Origin of the sequence: Methylobacterium sp. J-088 (genome assembly GCF_022829295.1) — a bacterium.
Taxonomy (GTDB): domain Bacteria; phylum Pseudomonadota; class Alphaproteobacteria; order Rhizobiales; family Beijerinckiaceae; genus Methylobacterium.
In genome coordinates, this window is sequence record NZ_JAKSYH010000140.1 from 38,156 (window position 1) to 62,979 (window position 24,824).

Sequence of the window (24,824 nt, forward strand, 5' to 3'; positions counted from 1 at the left end):
GCTCAGCCGGTGGCGCAGAGCGGCGCGCCGAGATGCGCCTCACCAAGGCCCTCGACCATCATCCGCACCAGCCGGTCGACCTCCTGGACCTGGAACGGCTTGCGCAGAAAGAAGCTGCCGGGCACGCCGCTGCGGCCCGTCGTGTCGGTCGAGGTGTAGACCACCGGCCGGTCGGGATGGATCGTCCGAAAGGCGTGCGCCACCGTCCAGCCGTCGATCAGTCCCGGCAGATGGATGTCGGTGAACAGCCAGTCGATGGCCGCGCCCTGCGCGCGCAGGAGCGTCAGCGCCGCCTCGCCGGTGGAGGCCTCGACCACCCGGATGCCGTGGGTTTCGCACAGGCTCGCGATGATCTCGAGGAGCAGGTAGCTGTCCTCGACGATGAGGACGCTCTGGGCGGGGCGCATGGCGGATGTCCGGTGTTCGGGCCGCCGATTAAGGGAGCGGCAAGATTGATGATGTCTTAACGGCCGCCGAGTGTCCGTTACCGGACGGTTCGGGACCGCGCGCTGCTGTTGCAGCGCCGCCACCGGCGCGGCCGAAATCGCCGTTCGGCCCCCGCCGCCCCGGCGCTGCCGCATTCCGGGCGCGTCCCGGGTGCGTCAGCGCACGGCGCCGAGCGGCATGGATCGCCACCACGCGCCCGTGCCGCCCGGTGGAACCGTCGCTTAACCATCCGCGCCTACGAACGGCATCAGAACGACGCGGACCCGCCTCGAAGACCCGCAGCCGGCCTTCGGCACCGCTCGAGGAGTTTTGACGATCATGCCCCAGCATTTCCGTGCCGCCGCCCTCGGCCTCGCCCTCGTCGCCGGTCTCGGCCTCGGCGCCTGCAGCAACGACAAGGACCTCGCCGACGCCTCCGCGTTCGGAGCCGGCGCCGCGACCCCGGGCAGCGCGCAGGACTTCGTCGTCAATATCGGCGACCGGGTCTTCTTCGAATCCGATTCCACCGACCTGACGCCCACCGCGACCGCGACGCTGGACAAGCAGGCCGCCTGGCTGCAGCGCTACCCGCGCTACACCTTCATCATCGAGGGCCATGCCGACGAGCGCGGCACCCGCGAGTACAACTTCTCCCTCGGCGCCCGCCGCGCCCAGTCGGTGAACGACTATCTCGCCACCCGCGGGATCACGGGCAACCGGATGCGCACCGTGTCGTACGGCAAGGAGCGGCCGGTGGCGGTGTGCAACGACATCTCGTGCTGGTCGCAGAACCGCCGCGCGGTGATCGTGCTGGACCGCGGCGCCGGGGCGTAACGCCAGGCAGGTTCGCTGGGGTGGAGATCGATTTCCGCCCCAGTTTTGCCGCGGACCGGCGCATCTGTTACGGCCACGCGCCGCCCTCGGACCGCAGCCGCCCCATGCTCGCCCGCCTTCGCACCCGTCTCGCCCTCGCCACCGCCCTCGGCACCGCGCTCCTCGGCCACCCGGCCGCCGCGCAGGACGCCTCGGAACTGGTGGTGCGCCTCGGGCGCATCGAGAACCAGTCCCGCGTGATGGCGGGGCAGATCGAGACCCTCCAGTACGAGAACCGCCAGCTCAAGGAGCAGCTGCGCAAGTTCCAGGAGGATGTCGAGTTCCGGCTGAACGAGGGCAAAGGCAAAAGCGAGGGCAAAAGCGAGAGTAGGGGCGCCGGCAAGCCCGCGCCTGCGGCCGCGCCGTCCTCCGGACCCGCCGGGACCGTCAACGGCGTCAATCCGGGTTCCGGTCGGCCGGGCAAGCGCGGCGACGCCTTCGACCCGTCGCAAACGCCCGGGGCGCAGGGCGCGCCGATGCAGCTCGGCAGCACCCAGCCCTCCGCGCCGCTGCCGCCGCGGGAGGCCATCGAGGCAACCCAAGAGACGACCCGAGAGACGACCCGGGAGACAACCCAAGCGGCCGAGGCCGCGCCGCGGCCGCAGCGTTTGCCCCAAGGGGCGATCGAAGGGGCCATGGAAGGGGCCGTCGAGGGCGAGGACGACGCCGAGGCGGCAGCCCCCGGCTACGACCAGCCGGTCGACCTCCGCCCGCCCGCCCGCACGGGTGCAATCCCGGCCCGGCCCTCCGAGAGCGTCGCCGCCACGCGGACGGGCGATCCGACCACGGATTACGAAGCTGCGGTGGAGCTGTACCGCGGCAAGCAGTACGAGCAGGCCGAGATGGGCCTGCGCCAGTTCATCCAGTCGCATCCCCGCGACAACCGCGTTGCCGGCGCCACCTACTGGCTCGGCGAGAGCTACCTCGCCCGCGGTCGCAACCGCGAGGCGGCCGAGCAGTTCCTGAAGGTCTCCACCGATTACGCTCGTTCCGCGCAGGCGCCCGATGCCATGCTGAAGCTCGGCGTCACGCTCGCCGCGCTCGGGGCCCGCGAGCAGGCCTGCGCGACGCTGGCCGAGCTCGACCGGAAGTTCCCGAATGCCGGAGCGGGCGTCCGCCAGGGCGTCACGCGCGAGCAGAAGCGCGCCCGCTGCGGCGCTTGATTCGTACGCGGGATGCCAAAGGGCTCAGTCCTTTGGCAGGGTATCGGGGCGGAGCCTTGAGGTCGGGCTTCGCCCGAGCCCAGCAGGGCTCCGCCCTGCACCCGCAAAAGGTCTCGGACCTTTTGGATCCATGACCGGCTCTGCGGACGATTCTGTGCTTCGGGCCCTTGAACCCTGGCTTGGGGGCGGCGTGCTGCTCGCCGTCTCGGGCGGCCCTGATTCGGGCGCGCTGATGCACGCCGCCGCCGCTCTGGGCGCGACCGTGCAGGTCGCGACCGTCGATCACAGTCTGCGCCCGGATGCGCGCGCGGAGGCCGAAGGCGTCGCCGCCGCCGCCCGGGCGCTCGGCCTGCCGCACGCGATTCTCGCCTGGGCGGACGCGAAGCCCGGCACCGGCCTTCAGGCGGCGGCCCGGGCCGCCCGCTACCGGCTGCTCGCCGCCCATGCCGCCGCCATCGGCGCAGCCCGCGTCCTCACCGGTCATACCCTCGACGATCAGGCCGAGACCGTGCTGATGCGGCTCGCCGCCGGCAGCGGTCCCGCGGGGCTCGCCGGCATGCGCGCCGAGCGGGCGCTGGCACCCGGGATCTCCCTGGGCCGGCCCTTCCTCGCCCTGCCCAAGGCCGCGCTCGTCGCGTGGTGCGAGGCCCGCGGCATCCCCTACCTGCGCGATCCCAGCAACGCCGACCCCCGCTTCGCCCGGGGACGCCTGCGCGCGGTCTGGCCGATCCTGGAACGGGAGGGCCTGACCCCCGCGCGCCTCGCGCGCCTCGCCGAGCGCGCAGCCCGCGACGAGGCGGCGCTGTGCATCGCCGCCGACAAAGCCCTCGAAGCCGCCTGCCTGCCGACGGAGGGCCCGGCCCTGCGCCTCGACGGAACCGTGCTGGCGGCCCTGCCGGACGCGATCGTCCTGCGCTGCCTCGACCGCGCCCTGACCCAGGCGGGGGCTGCGCCCCGCCGGCTCGAACGGCTCGAGACCCTGGTCCTTGGATGGCTGCTGCCGGCCCTGCGGGGCCGGGCGGCGGTCCGGCGCAGCCTCGCGGGCTTCCTGATCGCAACGGCGTCCGCCGGTACGGTGAGCCTCGCCCCCGCACCGCCACGCCGGCCGAGGGCGAAGAGTGCTGCCCTCGCCGCAGGGGCGTCGCGATTACTTGGCAAGGGAGGCCCCCCCGCTTACATTGGCGCTGTGTGCACGGATGGACCGGTCGCGCCGGACGACGCGTCCGTCCTGGGGGTCGCACACGCCAAGGATTGATCGATGAACCCGAATTTTCGCAACTTTGCCTTGTGGGTCGTCATCTTCCTGCTTGTGCTGGCCCTGGTCACCCTGTTCCAGAACCCGGGGCATCGGGGCGGCGGCAGCGAGATCGCCTACAGCCAGCTCCTGAACGATGCCGATGCCGGCAAGATCCAGTCGGTGGTGATTTCCGGGCAGGACGTGTCCGGCACCTACGTGGGCGGCGGCAACTTCACCAGCTACGCGCCCAACGACCCGGGCCTGGTCTCCAAGCTTCAGGGCAAGGGCGTCCAGATCACGGCCCGTCCGCCGTCCGACAACACCCCCTGGTTCATCCAGCTGCTGGTCAGCTGGCTGCCGATCCTCGTCTTCATCGGCGCCTGGATCTTCCTCTCGCGCCAGATGCAGTCCGGCGCCGGCCGCGCCATGGGCTTCGGCAAGTCGAAGGCGAAGCTCCTGAACGAGGCCCACGGGCGCGTCTCGTTCGATGACGTCGCGGGCGTCGAGGAAGCCAAGGAGGATCTCCAGGAGATCGTGGAATTCCTCCGCGACCCCCAGAAGTTCCAGCGCCTCGGCGGCCGGATCCCGCGCGGCGTGCTGCTGGTCGGCCCACCCGGCACCGGTAAGACCCTGATCGCCCGGGCGGTCGCGGGCGAGGCCAACGTGCCGTTCTTCACCATCTCGGGCTCCGACTTCGTCGAGATGTTCGTGGGCGTCGGCGCCAGCCGCGTGCGCGACATGTTCGAGCAGGCCAAGAAGAACGCGCCCTGCATCATCTTCATCGACGAGATCGACGCGGTCGGCCGTCACCGCGGCGCCGGCCTCGGCGGCGGCAACGACGAGCGCGAGCAGACCCTCAACCAGCTCCTCGTGGAGATGGACGGGTTCGAGGCCAACGAGGGCGTGATCATCATCGCGGCGACCAACCGCCCCGACGTGCTCGACCCGGCCCTGCTGCGTCCCGGCCGGTTCGACCGCCAGATCATGGTGCCGAACCCGGACGTCACCGGCCGCGAGCGCATCCTGCGTGTCCACGTCCGCAAGGTGCCGCTGGCCCCCGATGTCGATCTCAAGGTGATCGCCCGCGGCACCCCCGGCTTCTCGGGTGCCGACCTGATGAACCTCGTCAACGAATCGGCCCTGCTGGCGGCCCGCCGGGGCAAGCGCATCGTCACGATGCACGAGTTCGAGGACGCCAAGGACAAGGTCATGATGGGCGCCGAGCGGCGCACCCTGGTGATGACCGAGGACGAGAAGCGGCTCACCGCCTATCACGAGGGCGGCCACGCCATCGTGGCGTTCAACGTCCCGGCGACCGACCCGGTCCACAAGGCGACCATCATCCCGCGCGGCCGGGCGCTCGGCATGGTCATGCAGCTGCCCGAGCGCGACAAGCTCTCCATGAGCTTCGAGCAGATGACCTCGCGGCTGGCGATCATGATGGGCGGCCGCATCGCCGAGGAGATGACCTTCGGCCAGGACAAGGTGACCTCGGGCGCGCAGTCGGACATCGAGCAGGCGACGCGGCTGGCCAAGATGATGGTGACGCGTTGGGGGTTCAGCCCCGAGCTCGGCACCGTCGCGTACGGCGAGAACAACGACGAGGTCTTCCTCGGCATGTCGATGGGCCGGCAGCAATCGGTCTCCGAATCGACCGCCCAGAAGATCGACGCCGAGGTGCGCCGTCTGGTGGAGACGGGCCTGGAGGAGGCCCGCCGCATCCTGGCCGAGCACAAGGACGATCTGGAGGCCCTGGCGCAGGGGCTCCTCGAATACGAGACCCTCTCGGGCGAGGAGATCCGCAACCTGCTGAAGGGTAAGCCCCCGATCCGCGACGGCGGCGACGTGCCGCCGACCCCGGCCCGGGGCTCCTCGGTCCCCTCCGCGGGCCGCGGCCGGCCGAAGGAGAGCGACGGTGGCCTGGAGCCGCAGCCGCAGGCCTGAAGCACCGGACAAGACGACGATCGAGAGGGGCGCCGCGAGGCGCCCTTTTCGTGCCTGACAAACCGGAGCCGCTGTCGGCGAAACGGTACCGCCAGCTTGGCCGGAGACTCGGCCCATCCCTTCGGATCGGAAACACAGGCCTCTCCACAAGGCGCTGCCAACCCTCATGCCGGTCTCGACCTATCTCGTCGTCGCCCTCGGTGCCGTTGCCGCCGGCTTCGTGCAGGGGCTCTCGGGTTTCGGCTTCGGGCTCGTCTCCCTGTCGTTCTGGGCCTGGGTGCTGGATCCCAAGCTCGGCGCGTTCCTGGCGGTGTCCGGGGCCTTCACCGGACAGGTCGTGGCCGCCGTCTCGGTCCGGCGCGGCTTCGACCTTCGGCGCCTTGCGCCCTTCGTGCTCGGCGGTCTCGCCGGGATCCCCCTCGGCATCCTCCTGCTGCCGCGGCTCGACGCCGACTGGTTCAAGGCGATCCTGGGCCTGCTGCTGCTGGTCTGGTGCCCGGCCATGCTGTTCGCCAGGAACCTACCCCGCATCACCGTCGGCGGCCGGTTCGCCGACGCGCTGGTCGGCCTCGGCGGCGGCATGATGGGCGCGCTCGGCGGGTTCACGGGGGTGCTGCCCACCCTCTGGTGTACCCTGCGCCGCTACGAGCGCGATGTGCAGCGCGCCGTGATCCAGAACTTCAACCTCGCCATGCTCACCGTTACGATCGTCACCTACGTGGCCTCCGGTCTCGTCACCCGGGCCATGCTGCCGATGCTGGCCGTGGTGCTGCCGGCGATGCTGATCCCGACACTGCTCGGCGCGCGGGTCTATCTCGGCATCAGCGAGGCGGCGTTCCGCACCCTCGTGCTGAGCCTCCTGACCCTGTCGGGCCTCGCCCTGGTCGGCGCGTCGCTCCCGCGGATCCTGTAGCGACCCTCAGGCGCTCGGCCCCATTTCGACCGCCTTTGTCGGGAAGCACCGAATGGACCCGGCCGGCAGCGCTGCATCCGGCGTAAACGATTGTCTGCTAGCTTTGTCCGGCCGGTGAGACCGCGCCTCGGAGACGACTTCGTGCGAAAGTATTTCGGAACCGACGGGATCCGCGGCCGTGCCAACGGGGTGATCACCCCCGAACTGGCCCTCAAGGTGGGGCAGGCTGCGGGCCTCGTGTTCCAGCGCGGCGACCACCGCCACCGGGTGGTGATCGGCAAGGACACGCGCCTGTCGGGCTACATGATCGAGACCGCGCTGGTCGCGGGCTTCACCTCGGTCGGCATGGACGTGCTGCTGCTCGGGCCGGTCCCGACGCCGGCCGTCGCCATGCTGACCCGCTCCATGCGGGCCGATCTCGGCGTGATGATCTCGGCCTCGCACAACCCGTTCGAGGATAACGGCATCAAGCTGTTCGGGCCCGACGGCTTCAAGCTGAACGACGCGATCGAGCACGAGATCGAGGGCCTGATCGACGCCGACATGCACAAGCGCCTGTCCGGCTCCAACGATCTCGGCCGGGCCAAGCGGATCGAGAGCGTGCATGCCCGCTACATCGAGTTCGCCAAGCGCACCCTGCCGCGGCAGGTGACGCTGGAGGGCCTGCGCGTCGTGGTCGATTGCGCCAACGGCGCCGCCTACCGGGTCGCCCCCGAGACCCTGTGGGAGCTCGGCGCCGAGGTGATCGCCATCGGCACCGAGCCGGACGGCTTCAACATCAACCGCGATGTCGGCTCCACCGCGCCGGCGGCTTTGGTGGCCAAGGTGCGCGAGCGCCGGGCCGATATCGGCATCGCCCTGGACGGCGACGCCGACCGGGTGCTGATCGTCGACGAGAAGGGGCAGGTGGTCGACGGCGATCAGCTCATGGCGGTGATCGCCCGCTCCTGGAAGGAGGACGAGCGCCTGACCCAGCCGGGGGTGGTGGCCACGATCATGTCGAATCTCGGCCTGGAGCGCTATCTCGGCGACCTCGGGCTGACGCTCGCCCGCACCGCGGTGGGCGACCGCTACGTCCTCGAGCATATGCGCGAGCACGGCTACAACCTCGGCGGCGAGCAATCCGGCCACATCATCATGTCGGACTACACCACCACGGGCGACGGCCTCGTGGCGGCGCTCCAGCTGCTCAGCGTGGTGCAGCGTCAGAACCGGCCGGTGAGCGAGGTCTGCCACTGCTTCGAGCCGCTGCCGCAGATCCTGAAGAACGTGCGCTACAAGGCCGGAGAACCGCTCCGCCAGGACAGCGTGGTCAGCGCCATCGCGCATGCCCGCGAGCGCCTCGGCAATGCCGGCCGCCTCGTGATCCGACCCTCCGGCACCGAGCCGGTGATCCGCGTGATGGCCGAGGGCGACGACCGCGGCCTCGTCAACGACGTGGTCGACGAGGTGGTCGATGCCGTGACCAAGGCCGCGGCCTGAAATCCGGGATCCCAAAGGGCTCAGCCCTTTGGCGGGGTTCGGGGGCGGAGCCCCCGAGGCTCGGGCTTCGCCCGGTTTGGGCTTTGCCCAACGCCAGGGCTCTGCCCTGGACCCGCAAAAGGTCGGAGACCTTTTGAAACCAGGACTTTGAGGATCAATCGTAGGCCGCGCTCAAGTCCGGCGGCGCCGTCATCCGCCATGCTGCCAGGAGGGCGGTGCGGAGCGTCTCCTCCTCGCACAGGTCGAGATCGAGGTTGGTCCAGCCCCGGCGGCCCCAGGCCCCGTCGAGCGGCGTGAACAGGTCCGGCTCGGCCTCGCACAGGGTGGCCTGATCGCCGGGCGCGAGCCGCAGCACCACCCGCGCCTCCTCGACCCACAGGGTCGCGAACACACGGCCGCCGACGCGGAAATCCGGGTTGCCGCTATGGGCGCCCGCCACCGCCTCGGGCAGCATCAGCGCCAGAATGCGCACGTCCTCGGGGAGCATGGGCGACTCAGCCCGCTCGGCCCGGACCCGCGACTATCCGAGGCCCGGCCCAAAGGTCGTCCCAAGCGGCGGGGCGCATCCGGTTCATGCAGTCTTTCTCCCTGTACAGTCGATCCTCGAAGAGGCCACTGCGTGCCTCAATGGAGGCCGGCCAATATTTGTGGAGCAACGGTTTGCGCCGGGCGGTCGAGAACACGCAAGGCTAAGACTTAACGTTAAGCCGGATTTAAGACGTTGCGCGCATTCTTCACAGGCTAACCACAGAGCACGCACGCGGAGCGTCGGGCTCACGGATCCAGTAAAGGAATTCTTATGGCCCGCTCCAAGCTCAACGCTTTGGTGCGTAGCCTGACGCTCGCGGCGAGCGTCGGCGCGCCCTGCCTCGCCGCTGCGGCGGACCTGCTGCCTCCGCCGCCGCCTCCGCCGCCCGAGCCGATCGAGGTCGGTGGCGGCTGGTACCTGCGCGGCGACGTGGGCGCCAGCGTCTACACCCGCCCGAAGTACAGCGAGGCCTACGATTACACCGGCTACCCGGACGCCAACCGCTCCTTCGGCAACGTGATCGGCGGCGGCGGCTTCGCGGGTGTCGGCGTCGGCTACCAGTTCACCCCGTTCCTCCGCGGCGACATCACCGGTGAGTATCGCTACGCCACCGGCCTGCGCGGCAGCGAGTACTACCGCGGCCCGGACTACGATGACGGCCTCGGCTCCTACGGCGTCAACAAGTCGAGCGGCAACTTCGACTCCGCCGTCGTGCTCGCCAACGCGTATTTCGACCTCGGCACGTGGTACGGCATCACGCCGTTCATCGGCGGCGGCGTCGGCTACGCCTTCAACCACATCTCGTCCTACTCGACCAACCAGCAGTTCACGAGCCCGACCTACGGCTACGATTACGGCAACCCGGTCTATGGCTGCGATTGCGGCGCGCCCTCCTACAATTACAAGCCGGTCTACGACGCGAACGGCAACGCGGTCTACAACACCAACAGCGGCAGCAAGTTCTACAAGGACAAGTCGAGCGGCAGCTTCGCCTGGGCGCTCCATGCCGGTCTCGCCTACAACGTGACCGACGCGCTGAAGATCGAGTTGGCCTACCGCTACCTGAACCTCGGCAAGGCCGAGACCGGCGCCGGCTACGTGCCGTGCTGCACCGGCAGCCTCCAGGCGATCAAGGTGAAGGACATCGAGGCGCACGACGTGAAGATCGGCCTGCGCTACTACCTCGGCGGTATCGTGGCGGCGCCGCTGCCGCCGCTGATGCCGGAGCCGATCCCCGGCCCGCTGGTGCGCAAGTACTGATCGCAGCCCGATCTCATCACCGGACGGCGACGGCGCGGATGCCCTCCGCGCCGTTTCGCGTTTCGGTGCTGCCGTGCGGGCCGCGGATGCAGCCGAAGACATATCCGATGCCGATCGATGTCGTCCGAGAGACCGCTGACAACAGTGATAGATCAGCATTGCAACCTGGAAACTCGTTCCGATCAACGGATGATTAAGGTTACTCGACTACCACGGAGTTGAGGCTCGATCCGCCGCTTGTCACTCAGTTCCAGGACGATCCCGATGCGTACCGTCACCTTTCCGCTGCTGGCGGTTCTCGGTCTCTGCGGCGTCAACACCGCCCGGGCTGCAGACCTGGATTACGATTACCTACGCGGTGCCGATTACGATCCGATTCCGGCCCCGGTCCGGGTGATCGACTGGAGCGGCGTGTATGTCGGCGGCCATGGCGGCTACACCTCGGCGGCGCTCGGGTTCAAGAACGCGCTCTCGCCGATGGTCTACGAGCGCTCGCACAACTCGACCGCCGAGTCGGATTTCGGTGCCTCGGCCCTGCTGAGCCCGCCATCGCGGCGCGTCGGCTCCGCGAGCTTCGGTGGCTATGTCGGCTACAACGTCCAGTACGACAGCTTCGTGTTCGGCATCGAGGGCGACTACACGAATTTCGGCCGCTTGGGCTCTTCCTCCGACAGTATCGGTCGCACCAAGACCAATTCGCTGGGTCTGCAGGAGACTCTCAACCTGAACGGGACCTCCGCAACGCGGATCACCGATTACGGGACGTTGCGGGCCCGTCTCGGCTACGCCATCGACAGCCTCATGCCGTACGTCACGGGCGGCGTCGCGATCGGCCGCGCCCGCGTCGCGGACTCGCTCAGCTACTCCGATTCCGGCTTCGACGTCAGCGCGTACAACGCCAGCTTGGCCGGGACGAGCACCTTCGTCAATCAGTTCAGAGCCACGTACAACGATCAGCGGTCGCGGACGAAGGTCGTCGCTGGCGTCGCGCTGGGGGCCGGCATCGAATACGCGATCACGCCGAACATCCTCCTGCGCGCCGAGTATCAGTACGTGCTGTTCGACAGCTTCGACGGGCACAAGGTCAACCTGAACACCGTCCGCGCCGGCGCGGCCATCAAGTTCTGATACGGCACGGTCTGGTCTTGGTTGTCGGCGGGAGCCTGTTCATGCGTGGTCGTCGCTGTCTCGCGGTCGCCGCGGCCCTGCTCGTCGCAGGGCCCGTCCTGGCGTCCCCCGTGGCCTGGCCCGGGGATCGGCCCGAGCCGCGCGTCATCCGCCACCGGGTCCGGGTGCGGCCCGTTCCGGTGGTCCCGGTCGTCCCGCCGCCCGTGCTGGTGCGGGACTACCTGCCGCGCAACCACAACGTCCCGATGTACAACGAGCCGCCCCGCTTCACGCCGGCTTGGTGAGGCGGGCCGCCGGGGACGCCATGAGCCGACCGGCCGAGTTGCTGGCTGCGACGTGTGTCCGGCCTGTCATCGCCGGGTTCGGCCGGGACATCCGGGGCCTTGCGCACGGACTCGATCACCGCCTGTACGTCTGCTCGCGCCGCACGCTCCTCCAAATGGCGTGTTGATGCTGGGCGGCTCGATGCGTGTCGACGCGTCCGGTGGCGAAGGTTTCCATGGTGACGCTCTGCAGGCAATACGCAATCGGCAATGCCCGCCTCAGCTCTCCAGCTCGCTGTCCCAGTACAGGTAGTCGAGCCACGTGTGGTGATACTGCTTGTGGTCGAATTCCGGCTGGCGGTGGTGCAGTTCGTAGCGGGTCGGTCGCCGGGGCTCGATCGCCAGCGGCATGTCGGCCTCGGCCGGGGTGCGGTTGGCCTTGCGGAGGTTGCAGGGCGAGCAGGCCGCCACGACGTTCTCCCAGCTCGACAGGCCGCCCCGGGAGCGCGGCACCACGTGGTCGAAGGTCAGGCCCCCCGAGGGCAGACGCAGGCCGCAATACTGGCAGCTGAAGCCGTCGCGCAGGTAGATGTTGTAGCGGGTGAAGGCCGGGCTGCGGGCGAGCGCCACATAGTTCTTCAGCGCCACCACGCTGGGCACCCGCAGCGACCGCGAGGGCGAGCGCGCTTCGACGTCGTAGCTCGCCACCAGGGTGACCCGGTCGAGGAACAGGGCCGTGAAGGCGTCCTTCCACGACCAGAGGGAGAGCGGATTATACGAGAGCGGCCGATAATCCGCGTTGAGGACGAGGGTTTGGAGATCCATCATCGGCGCGACTCTTCAACACTAGCTCTGACGCGGATAACGCGCGGGACCGGGCCGACGCCTCACCGGTCCGTCCGAACCGGCCGGAAGCCGATGTCGGGCGGGCCGGCGCACGGGGCGGCGACCTGGGGGGAGCGGCGGAGGGAGCAACAGGGCGGCGGGCCGGCGCGTGGGGGCGCCAGTCGGGGCGATCAGATCCGGAACGCGGCCGGGCCGAGCCGGCGCGATCGCCGGCCAAGCCCTTTCGCGTGATGACGAAAAGGCCCTGTCCATGAGGGGTTCATGTAATCCCAGCATGACGCCCTTGTGAAGCTTTTCCGGGCAGGCCCTGGGGACGCACCCACCCGATGCCTCCGAATGCCATCCTCGGGCCAAGCCCCCCGGGGGGCACCCGCCGGATCCGGCGCAGGGTGGGCAGGGGCACGGTTTCGCCCTATTGCTCCCGCAGAGCGCGGGGCTGCCAGGGACCGCCCGGTCCCCTAATCGCCGCCGATTCGCCGATGCCGGATGCCGACCGTGCGTCCGGCGCGCCCGACGCGAGGTCGCCCATGACGCGTACGCCCGAGCGTACCTGCACGCTGGATCGCGGCGCGCGCCCGTCCCGCCTGCCCGCCCTGTTTGCCGCCCTGATGCTCGGCCTGGCCGCCGCATCCCCGCCAGCCTGTGCCGAGACGCCCACCCCGACGCCGGCTCAGGCCCCCGCCCAGGCTCAGGCGCCTGCCGGCAAGCCTGCGGAGGCCAAGCCTGCGGAGACCAAGCCTGCGGAGACCAAGCCCGCGGAGACCACGCCCGCTGGGGCCAAACCGACCGCGGCCAAGCCCGCCCCGGTCCAGGCGGACGTCCCCGAGCAGTACAAGGCGGTTCGGGCCAAGCTCGACGCCGCCAAGTCAGAACTCGACGCCCGCGAGAAACAGCTCGGCCATACCGACCTGACGGTGGCCGATCTCACCGCCATCCGCGACAGCGCCGCCACGGTCACCGACGAGATCCGCGGCCTCGTCACGCGGCTCGACGGCCCCCTCGAGGCCGCCCGCGAGCGGCTGACCCAGCTCGGACCGAAGCCCAAGGACACGCAGGAGAGCCCGGAGGTCGCCGAGCAGCGCGCCGAGCGCGAGGCCGCGGTCACCCGGATCGACGAGACCCAGCGGCTGGCCCGCTCCCTGGTGGTCCAGGGTGACCAGATCGTCGACCGCGTCTCGAATCGCCGCCGCGAATCCTTCACCCGCGACCTGCTCCAGCGCTCCCAGCCGCTGATCGGCCCCGGCCTCTGGGCCAAGGTGATGGCCGACGTGCCGCGCGATACCCGCGCGCTGCAGAGCGCGGTGTCCGATATCGGCCTCCTGTTCTCCCGCAACGGCAGCCTCACCAACCTGCTGTTCCTGGGGCTCGCCTTCGGGATCTCGGTGGCGCTGTATTTCGGGCGGCGCAACATCGCGCCCCGGGGCGCCCACCGGGACGTGGGCACGACCGATCCGTCGCGGCGCGCGCGCCTGCTCGCCGCCTGGCGGGTGATCCTGCTCGGGACGGTGCCGGCGGTGGCGGGGTCCTACGCGGTCTATTACGCGCTCGATGCCACCAACCTCCTGCCGTCCCGGCTCCTGCCGGTGGCGGCCGCGATCTCCGGGGGGCTCGCCTTCATCGCCTTCGCGGAGGCGCTCTGCGACGGGCTGCTGAGCCCGGAAAAGCCCGCTTGGCGTCCCGCCCCCGTGGGCGACGCGGCGGCCACGCGCCTGACGCGGCTCGCGGTCGGCATCGCCACGGTGGTGACGGTGGTGAAGTCCGTGGAAGCCTTGAATTCCGGGATCTCGGCCGCGCTGCCGATCTCCATCGCGACGCGCGGCCTCGGCGCCGTGGCGACCGCCCTGATCCTGGCGATCGGACTGCACCGCTTCGCCGATACCGAGCAGGAGGAAGAGGCCTGCTTCGGCCCCTACGTGCCGACCAAATCGACCACGAGCATCGGCGGTCCCGCCCGCCTCCTCGGCTGGGCCGCCGTGGCGGTGATCGGGCTCGGCGCGCTGGTGGGCTACGTCGCCTTCGCGACCTTCCTGATCGATCAGCTGATCTGGGCCGCCTGCATCCTGGTGCTGCTCTACCTGCTGGTGCAGAGCGTCGACATCTTCATCGGCCGCGCGCTCTCCGACGAGACCCGGCTCGCTACCACGCTCCAGGCCAATACCGGCCTGCGCAAGCGCTCGCTGAACCAGATCTCGGTCCTCGCGACCGGAGGCGCCCGGGTCGTGCTGTTTCTGGTGGCGGCCCTGCTGGTGCTGGCGCCCTGGGGGCTCGATTCGACCGACATCGTCTCCTCGGTCCGGCAGGCCTTCTTCGGCTTCAAGGTCGGCGACGTCACGATCTCGTTGTCCAGCATCGCGTTGGGGATCGGGATCCTGGCGGTCGGCGTGTTCATCACCAAGGGCGTGCAGCGCTGGCTGGAGAACACCTACCTGCCGGCCACCGACCTCGACGCCGGCCTGCGCAACTCGATCACCACGGTGGCGGGCTATTGCGGCTTCCTGCTCGCGCTGGCGCTCGCCTTCTCGTATCTGGGCCTGAGCCTGGAAAAGCTCACCCTGGTGGCCGGCGCCCTGTCGGTCGGTATCGGTTTCGGCCTCCAGTCGATCGTCAACAACTTCGTCTCGGGCCTGCTGCTCCTGTGGGAGCGGCCGATCCGGGTCGGCGATCAGGTGGTGATCGGTGATTCCGAGGGCATCGTGAAGCGGATCTCGGTGCGCTCCACCGAGATCCAGACCTTCGACCGCTCGGCCGTGATCGTGCCGAACTCCAACCTGATCTCCGGCGTGGTGAAGAACCGGGTGCGGGGCGACCGCTCGGGGCGGGTGAGCATTACGGTCAGCGTCCTGCGCAACCAGGACCCGGTGCGGGCCGCCGAGATGATCACGGCCTGCGCGACGGCCCACGCCGACGTGCTGAAGGAGCCCGCGCCCCGGGTGGTGTTCAAGAAGATCGGCGACCCGTTCCTCGAATTCGAGCTGCTGGTCTGGATCACCGACGTCAGCCTCGGCCAGAAGGTGCTGACCGACCTGAATTTTTCCGTGTTCGCGACCCTCTGCGAGGCGGGCTTCATCCCGCCGCTCGGCCCCGGCTCCAGCATCGTGACCGTGCAGGGCCTCGACTCGATGCAGACCGCCATGGGCGAGATCGCCAGCCGGTTCGGGCTGGCGGCGCCGGCTTCCGGGACCGAAGAGGAGCCGGCCCGGGCGCCGCGCGACCGCGGCTTGCGGAGCGCCGGGGGCTGAGGCGACGAACCCCGGGCTCTGCCTTCAGGAGGAGGGCGCCCCTACGGGCGCGCCCGGGCAGGCCTCAGGTCGAGATGCGCACACGCGCCCTCGGCGGCGAGCATCACCCGTGTCCCGGTCCGCTTCAGCAGGCCCGCCTTCTCCAGAGCCGCCACGTCGTCGTGAACGCGTCGGTAATTCCGGCCGAGCGAGCCGGCCAGCGCGGTGATCGAGTCGGCCGGCCCTGCCGCCAGGGCCTCCAGCACCGCGATGCGGGCCGTCGAGAAGGTCTTAAGGAAGGTCGCCCAGTTCTCGAAGGTGACGACGCGTTCCGGCTCCACGGCTTCGCCCGCCTCCGCACGCCGCACCGCCGAGAGGAAACGCCCCCGCATATCCTCCACCGATCCGCCGATGACGACGGTCACTTCATCGCTCATCGATCACCTCCGCGCAGCACGCCGACCTCGGTCAGGAAGTCATCCAGCAGCGTCTCGAACGTCGTGAACAGGTAGGGCGTTTCCTCCGCACCGCGATGGACGTGATCACCCTTCCCCGCCTCATTGTCGTAAGCCAGGATCCGCTGACCCTCACCACCGTAGAACAGCGGATATTTGAAGCCGTGCACTGAACCACGCACCCGGTCGGGAGGCTAAAGTTCCCACAGTTTGAGCTGAAGGATCATACCATCCGCGAAGACCCTCTTGTCATCGAGCAGGAGCCGCGCGCGTGCCATGGAAGACGAAAAAGCCTCGGACGTTATGACACCGAACGTCATATCACGTCGAGCCGGTGATTCTGCAGCGCGGATGCAGGCGGGTCCGACAAGGCCTATATGGCTCCGGCAACCGAGCCGGCTGCCGGGGTGGGGACCAGGAAACGTGGGCGCACGACACACGAGACGGACTCTGCCGCGGGTGCTCTGCCTGCCGGCGCTTGCGCTTCTCGGCGCCTGCGCCGCCCAGGCGCCGGCCTCCTCGGCGCTGCCGAGCATCTATCTGCCGCTCGCCAACACCAGCGCGCATATCGATATCGAGGCGGCCCGCGACATGATTTCGTCGTACCGCCGCAACCGCGGTGCGGCGCCGCTCACCGTCGACCCGGAATTGCAGCGGCTGGCCGAGGCCGAGGCGGCCTCGATGGCGCTGGCCGACCGGCCGAGCCGGGCTCAGACCGTCAAGGCCGCGGTGGAGCGGCTCGGCTACGCGGACGTGAACGCCAACCTCTCGGCGGGCTACCACACCCTGGCGGAGGCCTTTTCCGGCTGGCGCGACAGTCCCCCGCACGACGCCACGATGCTCGACCCGAAGGCGACCAAGATGGGGATCGCCACCGCCTACGCGCCGGGCTCGAAGTATAAGGTCTACTGGGCGCTGCTCACCGCCAAGTAGCGTCGCCCATCGTAGCGTCGCCCATCGGGCGGCCCCGTCCCGTTCGGGACCGGCAGCGCCGCCCGGAGCAGCGTGACCGTCACCCGCCGGCCGGCTTGTCGGGACCGGGAACGGCCGGGTAACCCTCGAGATTAGGGGACCTTGCTGAACGAACAGTAAGTGCGGATGTTTCCAACCTGTATCGATCCGTCATCGCGCGTTCAGGCAGAACCTGGCATACGCCTGTCGTACGAGGGGTTTGACGGCAGAGGCGGCGACGCCGCCGGCCAAGCGACCTTCTTTAAGAGACGGCGCAGGACCCGGGTCACACGGGCCGCGCCAGGGGTGGCGGAGCGGTCGTGATGGTTCGTCTGTACGGGCGGGTCCTGGGATTCCTGAAGGCGGAGCGGCGGCTGGCGATCGGCTTGGCCGCCACCAACGTCGTGCTGGCGGTGGCGGCCTTCGCCGAACCGCTGCTGATGGGCCGGATCATCGACCAGCTGACCCATCTCAAGCGCGGCGGCGACGCCATGGGCACGATGCTGCCCCTGCTCGCCGCCTGGGTGGCGTTCGGGTTCTTCACCATCGCGGCGGGCGTGTTCATCGCGCTCCACGCCGACCGGCTGGCCCACCGCAACCGCCTGTCCTCGATGGCGAGCTACTTCGAGCACGTGCTCGACCTGCCGCTCGCCTTCCACTCGGCCAACCATTCCGGCCGGGTGCTGAAGGCGATGCTGGAGGGCACCAACGGCATGGCCTGGCTGTGGCTCGGCTTCTTCCGCGACCATCTGGTCGCCCTGGTCTCGCTCGGCGTGCTCCTGCCGATGACCCTGTTGATCAACTGGCAGCTCGGCTCGATCCTGGTGGTGCTGGTGCTCGCCTTCACCGCGCTGACCACCTTCGTGATGCGCCGGACCGAGACGCTGCAGTGTCAGGTCGAGGAATTCAATTCGGGGCTGGCCGCCCACGCCTCGGACGCGCTCGGCAACGTCGCGGTGATCCAGTCCTTCACCCGCGCCAAGGCCGAGAAGGACGCGATGCGCGGCATCATCACCAATCTGCTGGCCGCGCAGATCCCGGTCCTGTCCTGGTGGGCGCTCGCCAACGTGGCGACCCGGGCGTCCGCGACCATCACCATGACGGCGATCTTCGTCACCGGCATCTGGCTGTATCAGGCCGGCACCACCACGGTGGGCGAGGTCGTGGCCTTCATGAGCCTCGCCACCGCCTTCGTGGCGCGCCTCGACCACGTGGTCGGCTTCGTCAACGGCCTGTTCCAGCAGGCGCCGAAGATCGCGGAGTTCTTCGAGATCTACGACACCGTCCCGGCGGTGGCCGACCGGCCGCAGGCCCGGCAGGTGGCGCGGTTCGAGGGCGCGGTCACCTTCGACGATGTCGCCTTCTCGTACGATGGCCGCCGCCGGGCGCTGGACGGCGTGTCCTTCTCGGCGCGCCCCGGCGAGACGATCGCGCTGGTCGGCACCACCGGCTCGGGCAAGTCGACGACGCTGGGCCTCCTGCACCGCAGCTTCGACCCGTCCGCCGGTTCGATCCGGATCGACGGAATGGACATCCGCGACGTCGGCCTGTCGAGCCTGCGCCACAACATCGGCGTGGTGTTCCAAGAGCCGATGCTGTTCGCCCGCTCGATCCGCGAGAACCTGCAGGTCGGCTGTCCCGACGCCACGGATGCCGAGATGCTCGACGCGCTGGAGCGGGCCCAGGCCAGCACCTTCATGGCGCGCCAGTCCGCCGGCCTCGACACGGTGATCGGCGAGCGCGGCCGGTCGCTCTCGGGGGGCGAGCGCCAGCGGCTCTCGATCGCCCGGGCGCTCCTGAAGAACCCGCCGATCCTGATCCTCGACGAGGCGACCTCGGCGCTCGACGCGGCCACCGAGCGCAAGCTCCAGGGCGCGCTGGAGACCGTGATGGAAGGGCGGACCACCTTCGTGATCGCCCACCGTCTGGCGACGATCCGCGACGCCGACCGGATCCTGGTGTTCCACGAGGGCCGGATCGTCGAGGCCGGCACCTTCGACCAGCTGGTGGCCGAGGGCGGACGCTTCGCCGAGCTCGCCCGGGCGCAGTTCATGGCGGCCGAGACCGAGGAAGGGCTGGCGCTGGCCGCGTGAGGAGGGGCCGGCGCCGGCTACAAGCCCCGCATGTCAGGGTGATGCGCAGGTCCCCTCTCCTGAAGGGAGAGGGTTGGGGTGAGGGACGAGAAGCTTCAGAACGCGAGCGCTCTCCGACGAAGTGGGCACCGGTTCGGCGCAAGAGAGCGCGTCACGACAAGAGCTGAGAGCCGCGCGCGACTGCAGCGCGATCGGTACACGACAATTGTCTTCCGCCTGGGTCGGCAAGCGCGACCTGCCCCCTCTCCCGAGCGGGAGAGGGTTGGGGTGAGGGTCGAGAACTCTCAAAATCGAGCGCACCTTGAAGCCCTGACAAGGCATGCCTCTTCCGGACTCTTCTCATGCCTCACCCGGCTTTCTGCGAAAGCAGACCTCTCCCGCACGGGAGAGGGGACCCGCGCCCTATTTGGCGACGGTGGCGTCACTGTCGTGTACCGTGCTGCAACGCGATCGGGTACGGCTCTCAGCGCCCGCGAAGCTCGTCGATGATGCGTCTCCTTCGGAGAGGTTCCACCCCTCACCCTGTCCCTCTCCCTTCAGGAGAGGGGACCCGCGCCTCATCCCGCCTCCGGCGTGGCTCACACCCACCCGATGCGCTTGAAGAACCCCGCGATCTCCTCCGCCGCCCGGTCGGGATCCTCCCGATGCGGGAAGTGCCCCACCCCCGGGAACGGCGCCAGATCGAGATCCGAAAACGTCTCGCCCAGGCGGTCGGTCCAGGCGTAGGGGAAGATCGGGTCGTGCTCGGCCCAGCGCACGCAGGTCGGCACGCCGATCGGCGGCAGGGGCGGGGCCTCACCCTTGAGCATCGCCACCCGTCCGGCATGGGCCGCCCGGTAATGCGCGAAGCCGCCCGCGAGGTTTCCGGGCTTCCAATACGCGTCCACGAAGGCGTCGAGCACCGGATCGAACGCGTCCTTGCGGTGCGACCAGTGCCGCAGGAAGTGCCCGATATAGGCGGCGCAGCTCTCGCGGCTGGCACCGACCAGCTGGACCGCCAGATCCATCTGGTTGAACGACTGGTACCAGATCTCGGTGAGCCGGTCCGGCGCGGCGAGGCGGGGGCCGATCCCCGGATACACGAAATCGAACAGGACCAGGCCGGCGCAGCGCTCCGGATTGGCCCGGGCGAGCGCCTGGATCACCGCCCCGCCGACATCGTGGCCGACGATGCCGGCCCGCGCGATCCCGAGGGCGTCGAGCAGCGCCACCATGTCGAGGGCGTGATCGGCCGGCCCGAAGGGACCCGCCGGCGTGTCGCTGTCGCCGAAGCCGCGCAGATCCGGGGCGATCAGCGTGTGGCGGGACGCCAGGCGCGTCATCACGGGCTCCCAGGTCAGCCAGAATTCCGGCCAGCCGTGGAGCAGCAGCAGCGGCGAACCGGTGCCGCAGCGGGCGACGTGCAGGTCCGCAACGTGCAGGTCCGCACCGTGCAGGTCCGCGCCCGCGACACGAACGGTCAGGTGTTCGACGCCGTCCATTTCCCCTCCATCTCGGCCCGGCGGGCCAGCATCTTCGCCTGCAACCGGCTGCGGCGGGCGGCGATCACCGTGCCGTTGATCTCGCCGCCGAACAGGAACATCGCGGCGAGCCAGTAGAGGAACACCAGGAACACCATCGCGGTGGCCAAGCCGCCGTAGGTCGACGCGTAGGCGTTGGAGAACCGGTCGAGATAATAGCCGAAGCCGAGGCCGGCGAAGAACCACAGGACCAGGGTCACCCCGATCCCCGGCAGCACCGACGGGATCGAGCGCCGCCCGGCTGCGACGAACTTGTGGGCGATGACCAGGATCACGGCGAGCAGCAGCGCGGTGATCCCGATCCGCCCGATCGCCACCGTCAGGCTCAGGGGTTCGAGCCCCGGCGCCACCAGCACGAGGGCGCGCCAGATCAGCGGCCCCAGCACCACGAGCAGCGCGAAGGCCAGCATCGCGAAGGCGCCGCAGATCACGTAGCCGATCGATTCGAGCCGGGTCAGCCACCAGGGCCGGCTCTCCCGCAGCCCGTAGGCCCGGTTCAGCCCGACCCGAAGGCTCTCGACCCCCGAAGAGGAAAAGTAGAGGGCGAACAGCGCGCCGAGCGTCAGCACGCCGCGGCGCTGCTCGGTCAGCACCCGGTGGACCTCGCCGACGATCGGCTTGGCGATCTCCCGGGGCCACGCGTCGAAGATCAGCACCCCGGCCTCGTCGGCGAGCGACTGGGTGCCGAACAGGCCGGCCAAGGCCGCCAGCAGGATCAGGAACGGGAACAGCGATGTGAGGGTCGAGAGCGCGATGTGGCTCGCGATCGCCCAGCCGTCGTGGGAGACGAAGCGCTGCGCTGCCACGCCCATGATCTGGAATCCGTTGCGGATGGGTTTCACGGTGTTCTGACGATCCTCTGGCGGAACGGCTCGCCGATGAACGGCTCGAGCCTTCTTGTGACGCGCGCTCATGCGCCGAGCTGGTATCCACCTCGATGGAGAGCGTTCCCGGCCGGCCGGTCAACGCAGCCGACGCGATCCGGTCCCGAACACGAACCGGTGACGCGCGGATGCCACGCCCCTGGGATGCGCCGGATCGCCGTTGCGACTCGCGGGCCGGATGCGCCTTAGATACCGCCATGCCGACATCCTCACGACCCCCGACGCGCGCGGCCAGCCTCCTCCCGGCCCTGTTCGTGCCGATCTGGGCGACCGGCTTCATCTCGGCCCGGGCGGTGGTGCCGCACGCGGATCCGCTGGGGTTCACGGCCGTGCGCTTCACGGCGGTCGCCCTGGTGCTGGCGGGGATCGCGCTGGCGGCGCGCGTGCGCTGGCCGGCGGACCGGGCGGGCTGGCGCGACCCGGTCGTCGCGGGCTTCCTGATGCAGGGCGTCTACCTGTCGAGCACGTTCTGGGCGGTGAGCCACGGCCTGCCGGCCGGGATCGCGGCCCTCGTCGGCAGCCTCCAGCCCCTGCTGACCGCGCTCCTGGCGCAGCCCCTGCTCGGCGAGCGGGTCAGCGCCCGGCGGGCACTGGGGATCCTGATGGGCTTCATCGGCGCGGGCCTCGTGCTGGCCCCGAAACTCGGCGCCGCCGATCCCTCGGGGATCCCGCCGCTCGCGCTGGCGGTCAGCTTCCTGGCCGTCCTGTCGCTGACCCTCGGCACCCTCTGGCAGAAGCGCACCGGCGGGCGGGTCGATCTGCTCGCCGGGGCCACGCTCCAGTTCGTCGGCGGCATGGCCTGTGCGATCCCCCTGGCGGTCGCCTTCGGCAGCGCGCGGTTCGAGTCCGTCGCGCCGGTCTGGCTCGGGCTCGCCTGGGCGGTCCTGATCAATTCGGTGGCCGGCATCCTGCTGCTGCTGGCGCTGATCCGGCGGGGGGCGGTGGCGGGGGTGGCGGCGCTGTTCTTCCTCGTCCCGCCGGTGGCGGCCGTGCTCGGCTACCTCCTGTTCGGCGAGGTGCTGACGCCGCTCCAGGGCGCCGGAATGGCGCTGGCCGCCCTGGGGGTCGCGGTAGCCAGCCGGGGCTGAGAGCCTTCGGCCCGGGTCCCGGGTTTCCAAAGGGCTTCAGCCCTTTGGCGGGTGCTTAGGGCAGAGCCCTGAGATGATGACCAAGGCTCCGCCCCGGACCCGCGAAAGGTCTCGACCTTTCGAAACCACGAGGTGGCGCTTCCCCTGCGACCGCAGGGCCCGGAAACCCTTCGCCGCCTCGCGGTTTGATGCGCGCGGGCCGCAGCGGCCCGAATCGGGACCGAGCGAGGCGCGCATGGATCAGGACAAGCCCCGCGAGATCCGCCTCGCCCTCGACGCGATCCCCCTCGGCGGCAAGGCCGAGGGCAAGGCGGGCGACGACGCGGTCCTGTTCGTGCGCGACGCCGACGGCGTGCGCGCCTTCCAGGCCAAGTGCCCGCATCTCGGCGCGCCGCTCGCCAAGGGCGAGATCTGCGGCGGACGGCTCTACTGCCCCTGGCACAAGGCCGCCTTCTCGGTCGCCGACGGCAGCCTGGAGGAGCCGCCGGCCCTCGAGCCCCTGACCCGCTATCCCGTGCGGATCGAGGGCGGCGAGGCGGTGGCGACGCTCACGCCCGAACCGGCCCCGGCCAAGCGCCCTGCCACCTCCATCGAGACCGTCCTGATCGTCGGCACCGGGGCGGCGGCGGCCGCCTGCGTGACGACCCTGCGGCGCGAGGGGTTTTCAGGCCGGATCACCATGGTCGGCCGCGAGGCGCATCCGCCCTACGACCGGACCAAGCTGTCCAAGCAGTTCCTGGCCAAGCCGACGCCGCCGGAGAAGACCCTGCTGGAGCCGGACTTTTCCTCGGCCCACGGGGTCGAGCGGATCGCGGCCGAGGCCACCCGGGTCGATCCGGCGACCCGCAGCGTCACCCTGGCGGACGGGCGCACCCTCACCGGCGACGCCCTGCTGATCGCCACCGGAAGCCGCGCCGCGGTGCCGGATTTCGAGGGCAAGGACCTCGACGGCGTGATGACCCTGCGCAGCCTCGACGACGCCGTGCGGCTCAGCGAGGCTGCCGAGCACGCCAAGCGCGTGGTGGTGATCGGGGCGGGCTTCATCGGTTTGGAGGCCGCGGCCTTCCTGACCAAGCGCGGTCTGTCGGTGACGGTCCTGTCCCGGGAGGAGATCCCCTTCGCCAAGCGCTTCGGCGAGGCCGTGGGGGCGGCGCTGAAGCAGTACCACGCGGGCAACGGCGTGACCTTCGTGACCGGCAGCGTCGCCCGGATCGCCGGCGATGGCCGCGTCACCGCGGTCGAGACCGAGGCGGGCGAAAACCTGCCGGCCGACCTCGTCCTGATCGGCGCCGGGGCCGCGCCGGAGACCGGGATCGTCGCCGGGGTGGAGCCGGACGAGACCGGAGGCCTTCGGGTCGGTGCGGACCTCATGCTCGCCGACCGGGTCTGGGTCGCGGGCGACATCGCGGCCTTCCCGGAGCAGGGCAGCGGGATGACCGCGCGGATCGAGCACTGGCGGCTCGCCCAGCAGCATGGCACGCACGCGGCCCGGGCGATCCTGGGCGCGCAGGGCGATTTCTCCGGCGCGCCGTTCTTCTGGAGCAACCAGGGCGACAAACGCCTCGACTATGGCGGCTACGCGCCGGATTTCGAGCGGATCATCCTGCAGGGCGATCCGGCCGCCCTCGACTTCATCGCCTTCTATATCCGGGAGGGCCGCGCGGTGGCGGCCTGCAGCATCGGCCGCAACACGCCGTTCACGGCGTTCCTGCACCTGCTGGGCGAAGGCCGGGTGCCGAGCCCGGAGGCGATCGCGGGCGGTGCCGATTTGGCCGCACAGGTGTGATGGAACCGGCGCGCCCACCTGTGCCTTTCGGTTGACGCTGCCCGCCGTCCGACAAGCCGGGCCGAGCCGGGAGGCCCCATGAACCAGATCCTCGTCGTAGCCCTCATCTGCGCAGCCTCGGTCCAGGCTCCGGACTGCTCGCGCGACACCGCCATCGACGTGGTCACGGGCCCGGCCCACACCCTCCAGGAATGCCTGATCCAGGGCCCGGTGCTCGCCGCCAATGCCGGCTTCAAGGGCGAGGATGGCGCCTACCTGAAGACGCGCTGCGAGCAGAAGCGCTGAGCTTCGGCGGGAATTTCTAGAACCTGAGGGACCGAGCCTGCCGCGCGCCCTCCCTCTCCCCGCTGCGGGCTACAATGTTCACACAGCTGCGCCGGCGCTCTCTCCTCCCCTGGCGACCCCGGGCTTGCCCGGGATCGCTCAAGCTTGCGGGGAGGCGTTGGAGGTGGGGGTTGGTGCAGGTGGGGGTTGGTGCAGACGGTACCGCTGCGCCTCATCCTGAACCACCCCCACCCCTGGCCCCTCGCCGCAAGGGGGAGGGGAAAAGCGCTCTCTTTTTCAGAGCGTTGGTGTCGGACTGCGAAGTGTGAATCCACTAAGCAGACTTGCGTTGGCAAGCCACACGGTACACGACACAGTGGCGGCGGGCGGCGCGCCGTGGTGGACTGAGGGATTCCTCGCCAAAGGGATCCCCCCATGTCCGCTTGTCTGCGCACCGCCCTGATCGAGAGCCTATCGGCGCATCTGGGCCTGGGCAAATCG

22 protein-coding genes are annotated in these 24,824 nt (G+C 70.0%); 15 read left to right on the forward strand and 7 right to left on the reverse strand.

Annotated elements, in window-relative coordinates; translation table 11 throughout:
* Nucleotides 1-2: 2 nt before the first annotated feature.
* Nucleotides 3-407, reverse strand: coding sequence for a response regulator (locus tag MKK63_RS15970; RefSeq protein ID WP_244003417.1), 405 nt, complete (start codon nucleotides 405-407; stop codon nucleotides 3-5).
* Nucleotides 408-765: 358 nt separating this feature from the next.
* On the opposite strand from MKK63_RS15970, the gene pal reads away from it, so the two are divergent.
* From pal to glmM, 6 genes are all read left to right on the forward strand, one after another.
* Nucleotides 766-1,260: a peptidoglycan-associated lipoprotein Pal gene (gene pal / locus MKK63_RS15975; protein WP_244003419.1), complete on the forward strand. Its 495-nt coding sequence runs from the start codon at nucleotides 766-768 to the stop codon at nucleotides 1,258-1,260.
* Nucleotides 1,261-1,364: 104 nt separating this feature from the next.
* On the forward strand, nucleotides 1,365-2,462 hold the full coding sequence (gene ybgF, locus MKK63_RS15980) for a tol-pal system protein YbgF (RefSeq protein ID WP_244003421.1): 1,098 nt from the start codon (nucleotides 1,365-1,367) through the stop codon (nucleotides 2,460-2,462).
* A 130-nt stretch (nucleotides 2,463-2,592) separates the two neighbouring features.
* Nucleotides 2,593-3,717 (forward strand): tRNA lysidine(34) synthetase TilS, encoded by a 1,125-nt coding sequence (gene tilS, locus MKK63_RS15985; protein ID WP_244003424.1) that lies wholly within the window; start codon nucleotides 2,593-2,595, stop codon nucleotides 3,715-3,717.
* A 3-nt stretch (nucleotides 3,718-3,720) separates the two neighbouring features.
* Nucleotides 3,721-5,643: an ATP-dependent zinc metalloprotease FtsH gene (ftsH, locus tag MKK63_RS15990; protein ID WP_244003426.1), complete on the forward strand. Its 1,923-nt coding sequence runs from the start codon at nucleotides 3,721-3,723 to the stop codon at nucleotides 5,641-5,643.
* 166 nt (nucleotides 5,644-5,809) lie between these two features.
* Nucleotides 5,810-6,556: a sulfite exporter TauE/SafE family protein gene (locus tag MKK63_RS15995; protein WP_244003428.1), complete on the forward strand. Its 747-nt coding sequence runs from the start codon at nucleotides 5,810-5,812 to the stop codon at nucleotides 6,554-6,556.
* A 141-nt stretch (nucleotides 6,557-6,697) separates the two neighbouring features.
* Complete coding sequence (gene glmM, locus MKK63_RS16000; protein ID WP_244003430.1) at nucleotides 6,698-8,038, forward strand: phosphoglucosamine mutase; 1,341 nt, start codon at nucleotides 6,698-6,700, stop codon at nucleotides 8,036-8,038.
* Nucleotides 8,039-8,192: 154 nt separating this feature from the next.
* Here the strand turns inward: glmM and MKK63_RS16005 are convergent, their stop codons facing one another.
* On the reverse strand, nucleotides 8,193-8,525 hold the full coding sequence (locus tag MKK63_RS16005; protein WP_244003432.1) for an MmcQ/YjbR family DNA-binding protein: 333 nt from the start codon (nucleotides 8,523-8,525) through the stop codon (nucleotides 8,193-8,195).
* Between the two features lie 312 nt (nucleotides 8,526-8,837).
* Between MKK63_RS16005 and MKK63_RS16010 the strand changes: the two genes are divergently transcribed.
* The 3 genes from MKK63_RS16010 to MKK63_RS16020 all read left to right on the forward strand — a co-directional run bounded on the left by MKK63_RS16010 (nucleotide 8,838) and on the right by MKK63_RS16020 (nucleotide 11,239).
* Complete coding sequence (locus MKK63_RS16010) at nucleotides 8,838-9,827, forward strand: outer membrane protein (protein ID WP_244003434.1); 990 nt, start codon at nucleotides 8,838-8,840, stop codon at nucleotides 9,825-9,827.
* Nucleotides 9,828-10,091: 264 nt separating this feature from the next.
* Nucleotides 10,092-10,955 carry an outer membrane protein gene (locus MKK63_RS16015; protein ID WP_244003436.1) on the forward strand — a complete coding sequence of 288 codons (864 nt, stop codon included), beginning with the start codon at nucleotides 10,092-10,094 and terminating at the stop codon, nucleotides 10,953-10,955.
* 41 nt (nucleotides 10,956-10,996) lie between these two features.
* Complete coding sequence (locus MKK63_RS16020) at nucleotides 10,997-11,239, forward strand: hypothetical protein (RefSeq protein WP_244003438.1); 243 nt, start codon at nucleotides 10,997-10,999, stop codon at nucleotides 11,237-11,239.
* 258 nt (nucleotides 11,240-11,497) lie between these two features.
* Here the strand turns inward: MKK63_RS16020 and MKK63_RS16025 are convergent, their stop codons facing one another.
* On the reverse strand, nucleotides 11,498-12,046 hold the full coding sequence (locus MKK63_RS16025; RefSeq protein WP_243917628.1) for an HNH endonuclease: 549 nt from the start codon (nucleotides 12,044-12,046) through the stop codon (nucleotides 11,498-11,500).
* Between the two features lie 545 nt (nucleotides 12,047-12,591).
* On the opposite strand from MKK63_RS16025, the gene MKK63_RS16030 reads away from it, so the two are divergent.
* Nucleotides 12,592-15,303 carry a DUF3772 domain-containing protein gene (locus MKK63_RS16030; RefSeq protein ID WP_244003441.1) on the forward strand — a complete coding sequence of 904 codons (2,712 nt, stop codon included), beginning with the start codon at nucleotides 12,592-12,594 and terminating at the stop codon, nucleotides 15,301-15,303.
* Nucleotides 15,304-15,344: 41 nt separating this feature from the next.
* Here MKK63_RS16030 and MKK63_RS16035 read toward each other — a convergent pair whose 3' ends face one another.
* Together MKK63_RS16035 and MKK63_RS16040 are read right to left on the reverse strand one after the other, a co-directional pair.
* A complete protein-coding gene (locus tag MKK63_RS16035) occupies nucleotides 15,345-15,719 on the reverse strand; it encodes a hypothetical protein (RefSeq protein WP_244003443.1) in 375 nt (124 codons plus the stop codon).
* On the reverse strand, nucleotides 15,716-15,907 hold the full coding sequence (locus tag MKK63_RS16040) for a DUF6516 family protein (RefSeq protein WP_244003445.1): 192 nt from the start codon (nucleotides 15,905-15,907) through the stop codon (nucleotides 15,716-15,718). Before MKK63_RS16040 ends, MKK63_RS16035 begins: the two co-directional genes overlap by 4 nt.
* A 253-nt stretch (nucleotides 15,908-16,160) precedes the next feature.
* Here MKK63_RS16040 and MKK63_RS16045 point away from each other — a divergent pair, with 253 nt between their 5' ends.
* Nucleotides 16,161-16,670 carry a CAP domain-containing protein gene (locus MKK63_RS16045; RefSeq protein WP_409564519.1) on the forward strand — a complete coding sequence of 170 codons (510 nt, stop codon included), beginning with the start codon at nucleotides 16,161-16,163 and terminating at the stop codon, nucleotides 16,668-16,670.
* A 341-nt stretch (nucleotides 16,671-17,011) separates the two neighbouring features.
* Nucleotides 17,012-18,781 carry a glucan ABC transporter ATP-binding protein/ permease gene (locus MKK63_RS16050; protein WP_244003456.1) on the forward strand — a complete coding sequence of 590 codons (1,770 nt, stop codon included), beginning with the start codon at nucleotides 17,012-17,014 and terminating at the stop codon, nucleotides 18,779-18,781.
* Between the two features lie 578 nt (nucleotides 18,782-19,359).
* Here MKK63_RS16050 and MKK63_RS16055 read toward each other — a convergent pair.
* Together MKK63_RS16055 and MKK63_RS16060 are read right to left on the reverse strand one after the other, a co-directional pair.
* Nucleotides 19,360-20,262 carry an alpha/beta fold hydrolase gene (locus tag MKK63_RS16055; protein ID WP_244003447.1) on the reverse strand — a complete coding sequence of 301 codons (903 nt, stop codon included), beginning with the start codon at nucleotides 20,260-20,262 and terminating at the stop codon, nucleotides 19,360-19,362.
* A complete protein-coding gene (locus tag MKK63_RS16060) occupies nucleotides 20,241-21,113 on the reverse strand; it encodes a YihY/virulence factor BrkB family protein (RefSeq protein ID WP_244003458.1) in 873 nt (290 codons plus the stop codon). Before MKK63_RS16060 ends, MKK63_RS16055 begins: the two co-directional genes overlap by 22 nt.
* Nucleotides 21,114-21,382: 269 nt before the next feature.
* Here MKK63_RS16060 and MKK63_RS16065 point away from each other — a divergent pair, with 269 nt between their 5' ends.
* The 3 genes from MKK63_RS16065 to MKK63_RS16075 all read left to right on the forward strand — a co-directional run bounded on the left by MKK63_RS16065 (nucleotide 21,383) and on the right by MKK63_RS16075 (nucleotide 24,344).
* The gene (locus tag MKK63_RS16065) at nucleotides 21,383-22,273 is read left to right on the forward strand and encodes a DMT family transporter (protein ID WP_244003449.1); all 891 of its coding nucleotides are present in this window, start codon (nucleotides 21,383-21,385) and stop codon (nucleotides 22,271-22,273) included.
* Nucleotides 22,274-22,508: 235 nt separating this feature from the next.
* Complete coding sequence (locus MKK63_RS16070) at nucleotides 22,509-24,059, forward strand: FAD-dependent oxidoreductase (protein ID WP_244003451.1); 1,551 nt, start codon at nucleotides 22,509-22,511, stop codon at nucleotides 24,057-24,059.
* Nucleotides 24,060-24,137: 78 nt separating this feature from the next.
* Complete coding sequence (locus tag MKK63_RS16075) at nucleotides 24,138-24,344, forward strand: hypothetical protein (protein ID WP_243917642.1); 207 nt, start codon at nucleotides 24,138-24,140, stop codon at nucleotides 24,342-24,344.
* Nucleotides 24,345-24,824 lie beyond the last annotated feature (480 nt).

Bases quoted from the DNA above. Each gene is read 5' to 3' on its own strand.
- tilS (WP_244003424.1), top strand. From the start codon at position 2,593: ATGACCGGCTCTGCGGACGATTCTGTGCTTCGGGCCCTTGAACCCTGG.
- MKK63_RS16060 (WP_244003458.1), bottom strand. From the start codon at position 21,113: ATGGGCGTGGCAGCGCAGCGCTTCGTCTCCCACGACGGCTGGGCGATC.
- MKK63_RS16030 (WP_244003441.1), top strand. From the start codon at position 12,592: ATGACGCGTACGCCCGAGCGTACCTGCACGCTGGATCGCGGCGCGCGC.
- MKK63_RS16015 (WP_244003436.1), top strand. From the start codon at position 10,092: ATGCGTACCGTCACCTTTCCGCTGCTGGCGGTTCTCGGTCTCTGCGGC.
- MKK63_RS16070 (WP_244003451.1), top strand. From the start codon at position 22,509: ATGGATCAGGACAAGCCCCGCGAGATCCGCCTCGCCCTCGACGCGATC.
- MKK63_RS16025 (WP_243917628.1), bottom strand. From the start codon at position 12,046: ATGATGGATCTCCAAACCCTCGTCCTCAACGCGGATTATCGGCCGCTC.
- MKK63_RS15970 (WP_244003417.1), bottom strand. From the start codon at position 407: ATGCGCCCCGCCCAGAGCGTCCTCATCGTCGAGGACAGCTACCTGCTC.
- MKK63_RS16050 (WP_244003456.1), top strand. From the start codon at position 17,012: ATGGTTCGTCTGTACGGGCGGGTCCTGGGATTCCTGAAGGCGGAGCGG.
- MKK63_RS16020 (WP_244003438.1), top strand. From the start codon at position 10,997: ATGCGTGGTCGTCGCTGTCTCGCGGTCGCCGCGGCCCTGCTCGTCGCA.
- MKK63_RS16065 (WP_244003449.1), top strand. From the start codon at position 21,383: ATGCCGACATCCTCACGACCCCCGACGCGCGCGGCCAGCCTCCTCCCG.
- MKK63_RS16055 (WP_244003447.1), bottom strand. From the start codon at position 20,262: ATGGACGGCGTCGAACACCTGACCGTTCGTGTCGCGGGCGCGGACCTG.
- ftsH (WP_244003426.1), top strand. From the start codon at position 3,721: ATGAACCCGAATTTTCGCAACTTTGCCTTGTGGGTCGTCATCTTCCTG.
- MKK63_RS15995 (WP_244003428.1), top strand. From the start codon at position 5,810: ATGCCGGTCTCGACCTATCTCGTCGTCGCCCTCGGTGCCGTTGCCGCC.
- MKK63_RS16005 (WP_244003432.1), bottom strand. From the start codon at position 8,525: ATGCTCCCCGAGGACGTGCGCATTCTGGCGCTGATGCTGCCCGAGGCG.
- pal (WP_244003419.1), top strand. From the start codon at position 766: ATGCCCCAGCATTTCCGTGCCGCCGCCCTCGGCCTCGCCCTCGTCGCC.
- MKK63_RS16035 (WP_244003443.1), bottom strand. From the start codon at position 15,719: ATGAGCGATGAAGTGACCGTCGTCATCGGCGGATCGGTGGAGGATATG.
- MKK63_RS16075 (WP_243917642.1), top strand. From the start codon at position 24,138: ATGAACCAGATCCTCGTCGTAGCCCTCATCTGCGCAGCCTCGGTCCAG.
- ybgF (WP_244003421.1), top strand. From the start codon at position 1,365: ATGCTCGCCCGCCTTCGCACCCGTCTCGCCCTCGCCACCGCCCTCGGC.
- MKK63_RS16010 (WP_244003434.1), top strand. From the start codon at position 8,838: ATGGCCCGCTCCAAGCTCAACGCTTTGGTGCGTAGCCTGACGCTCGCG.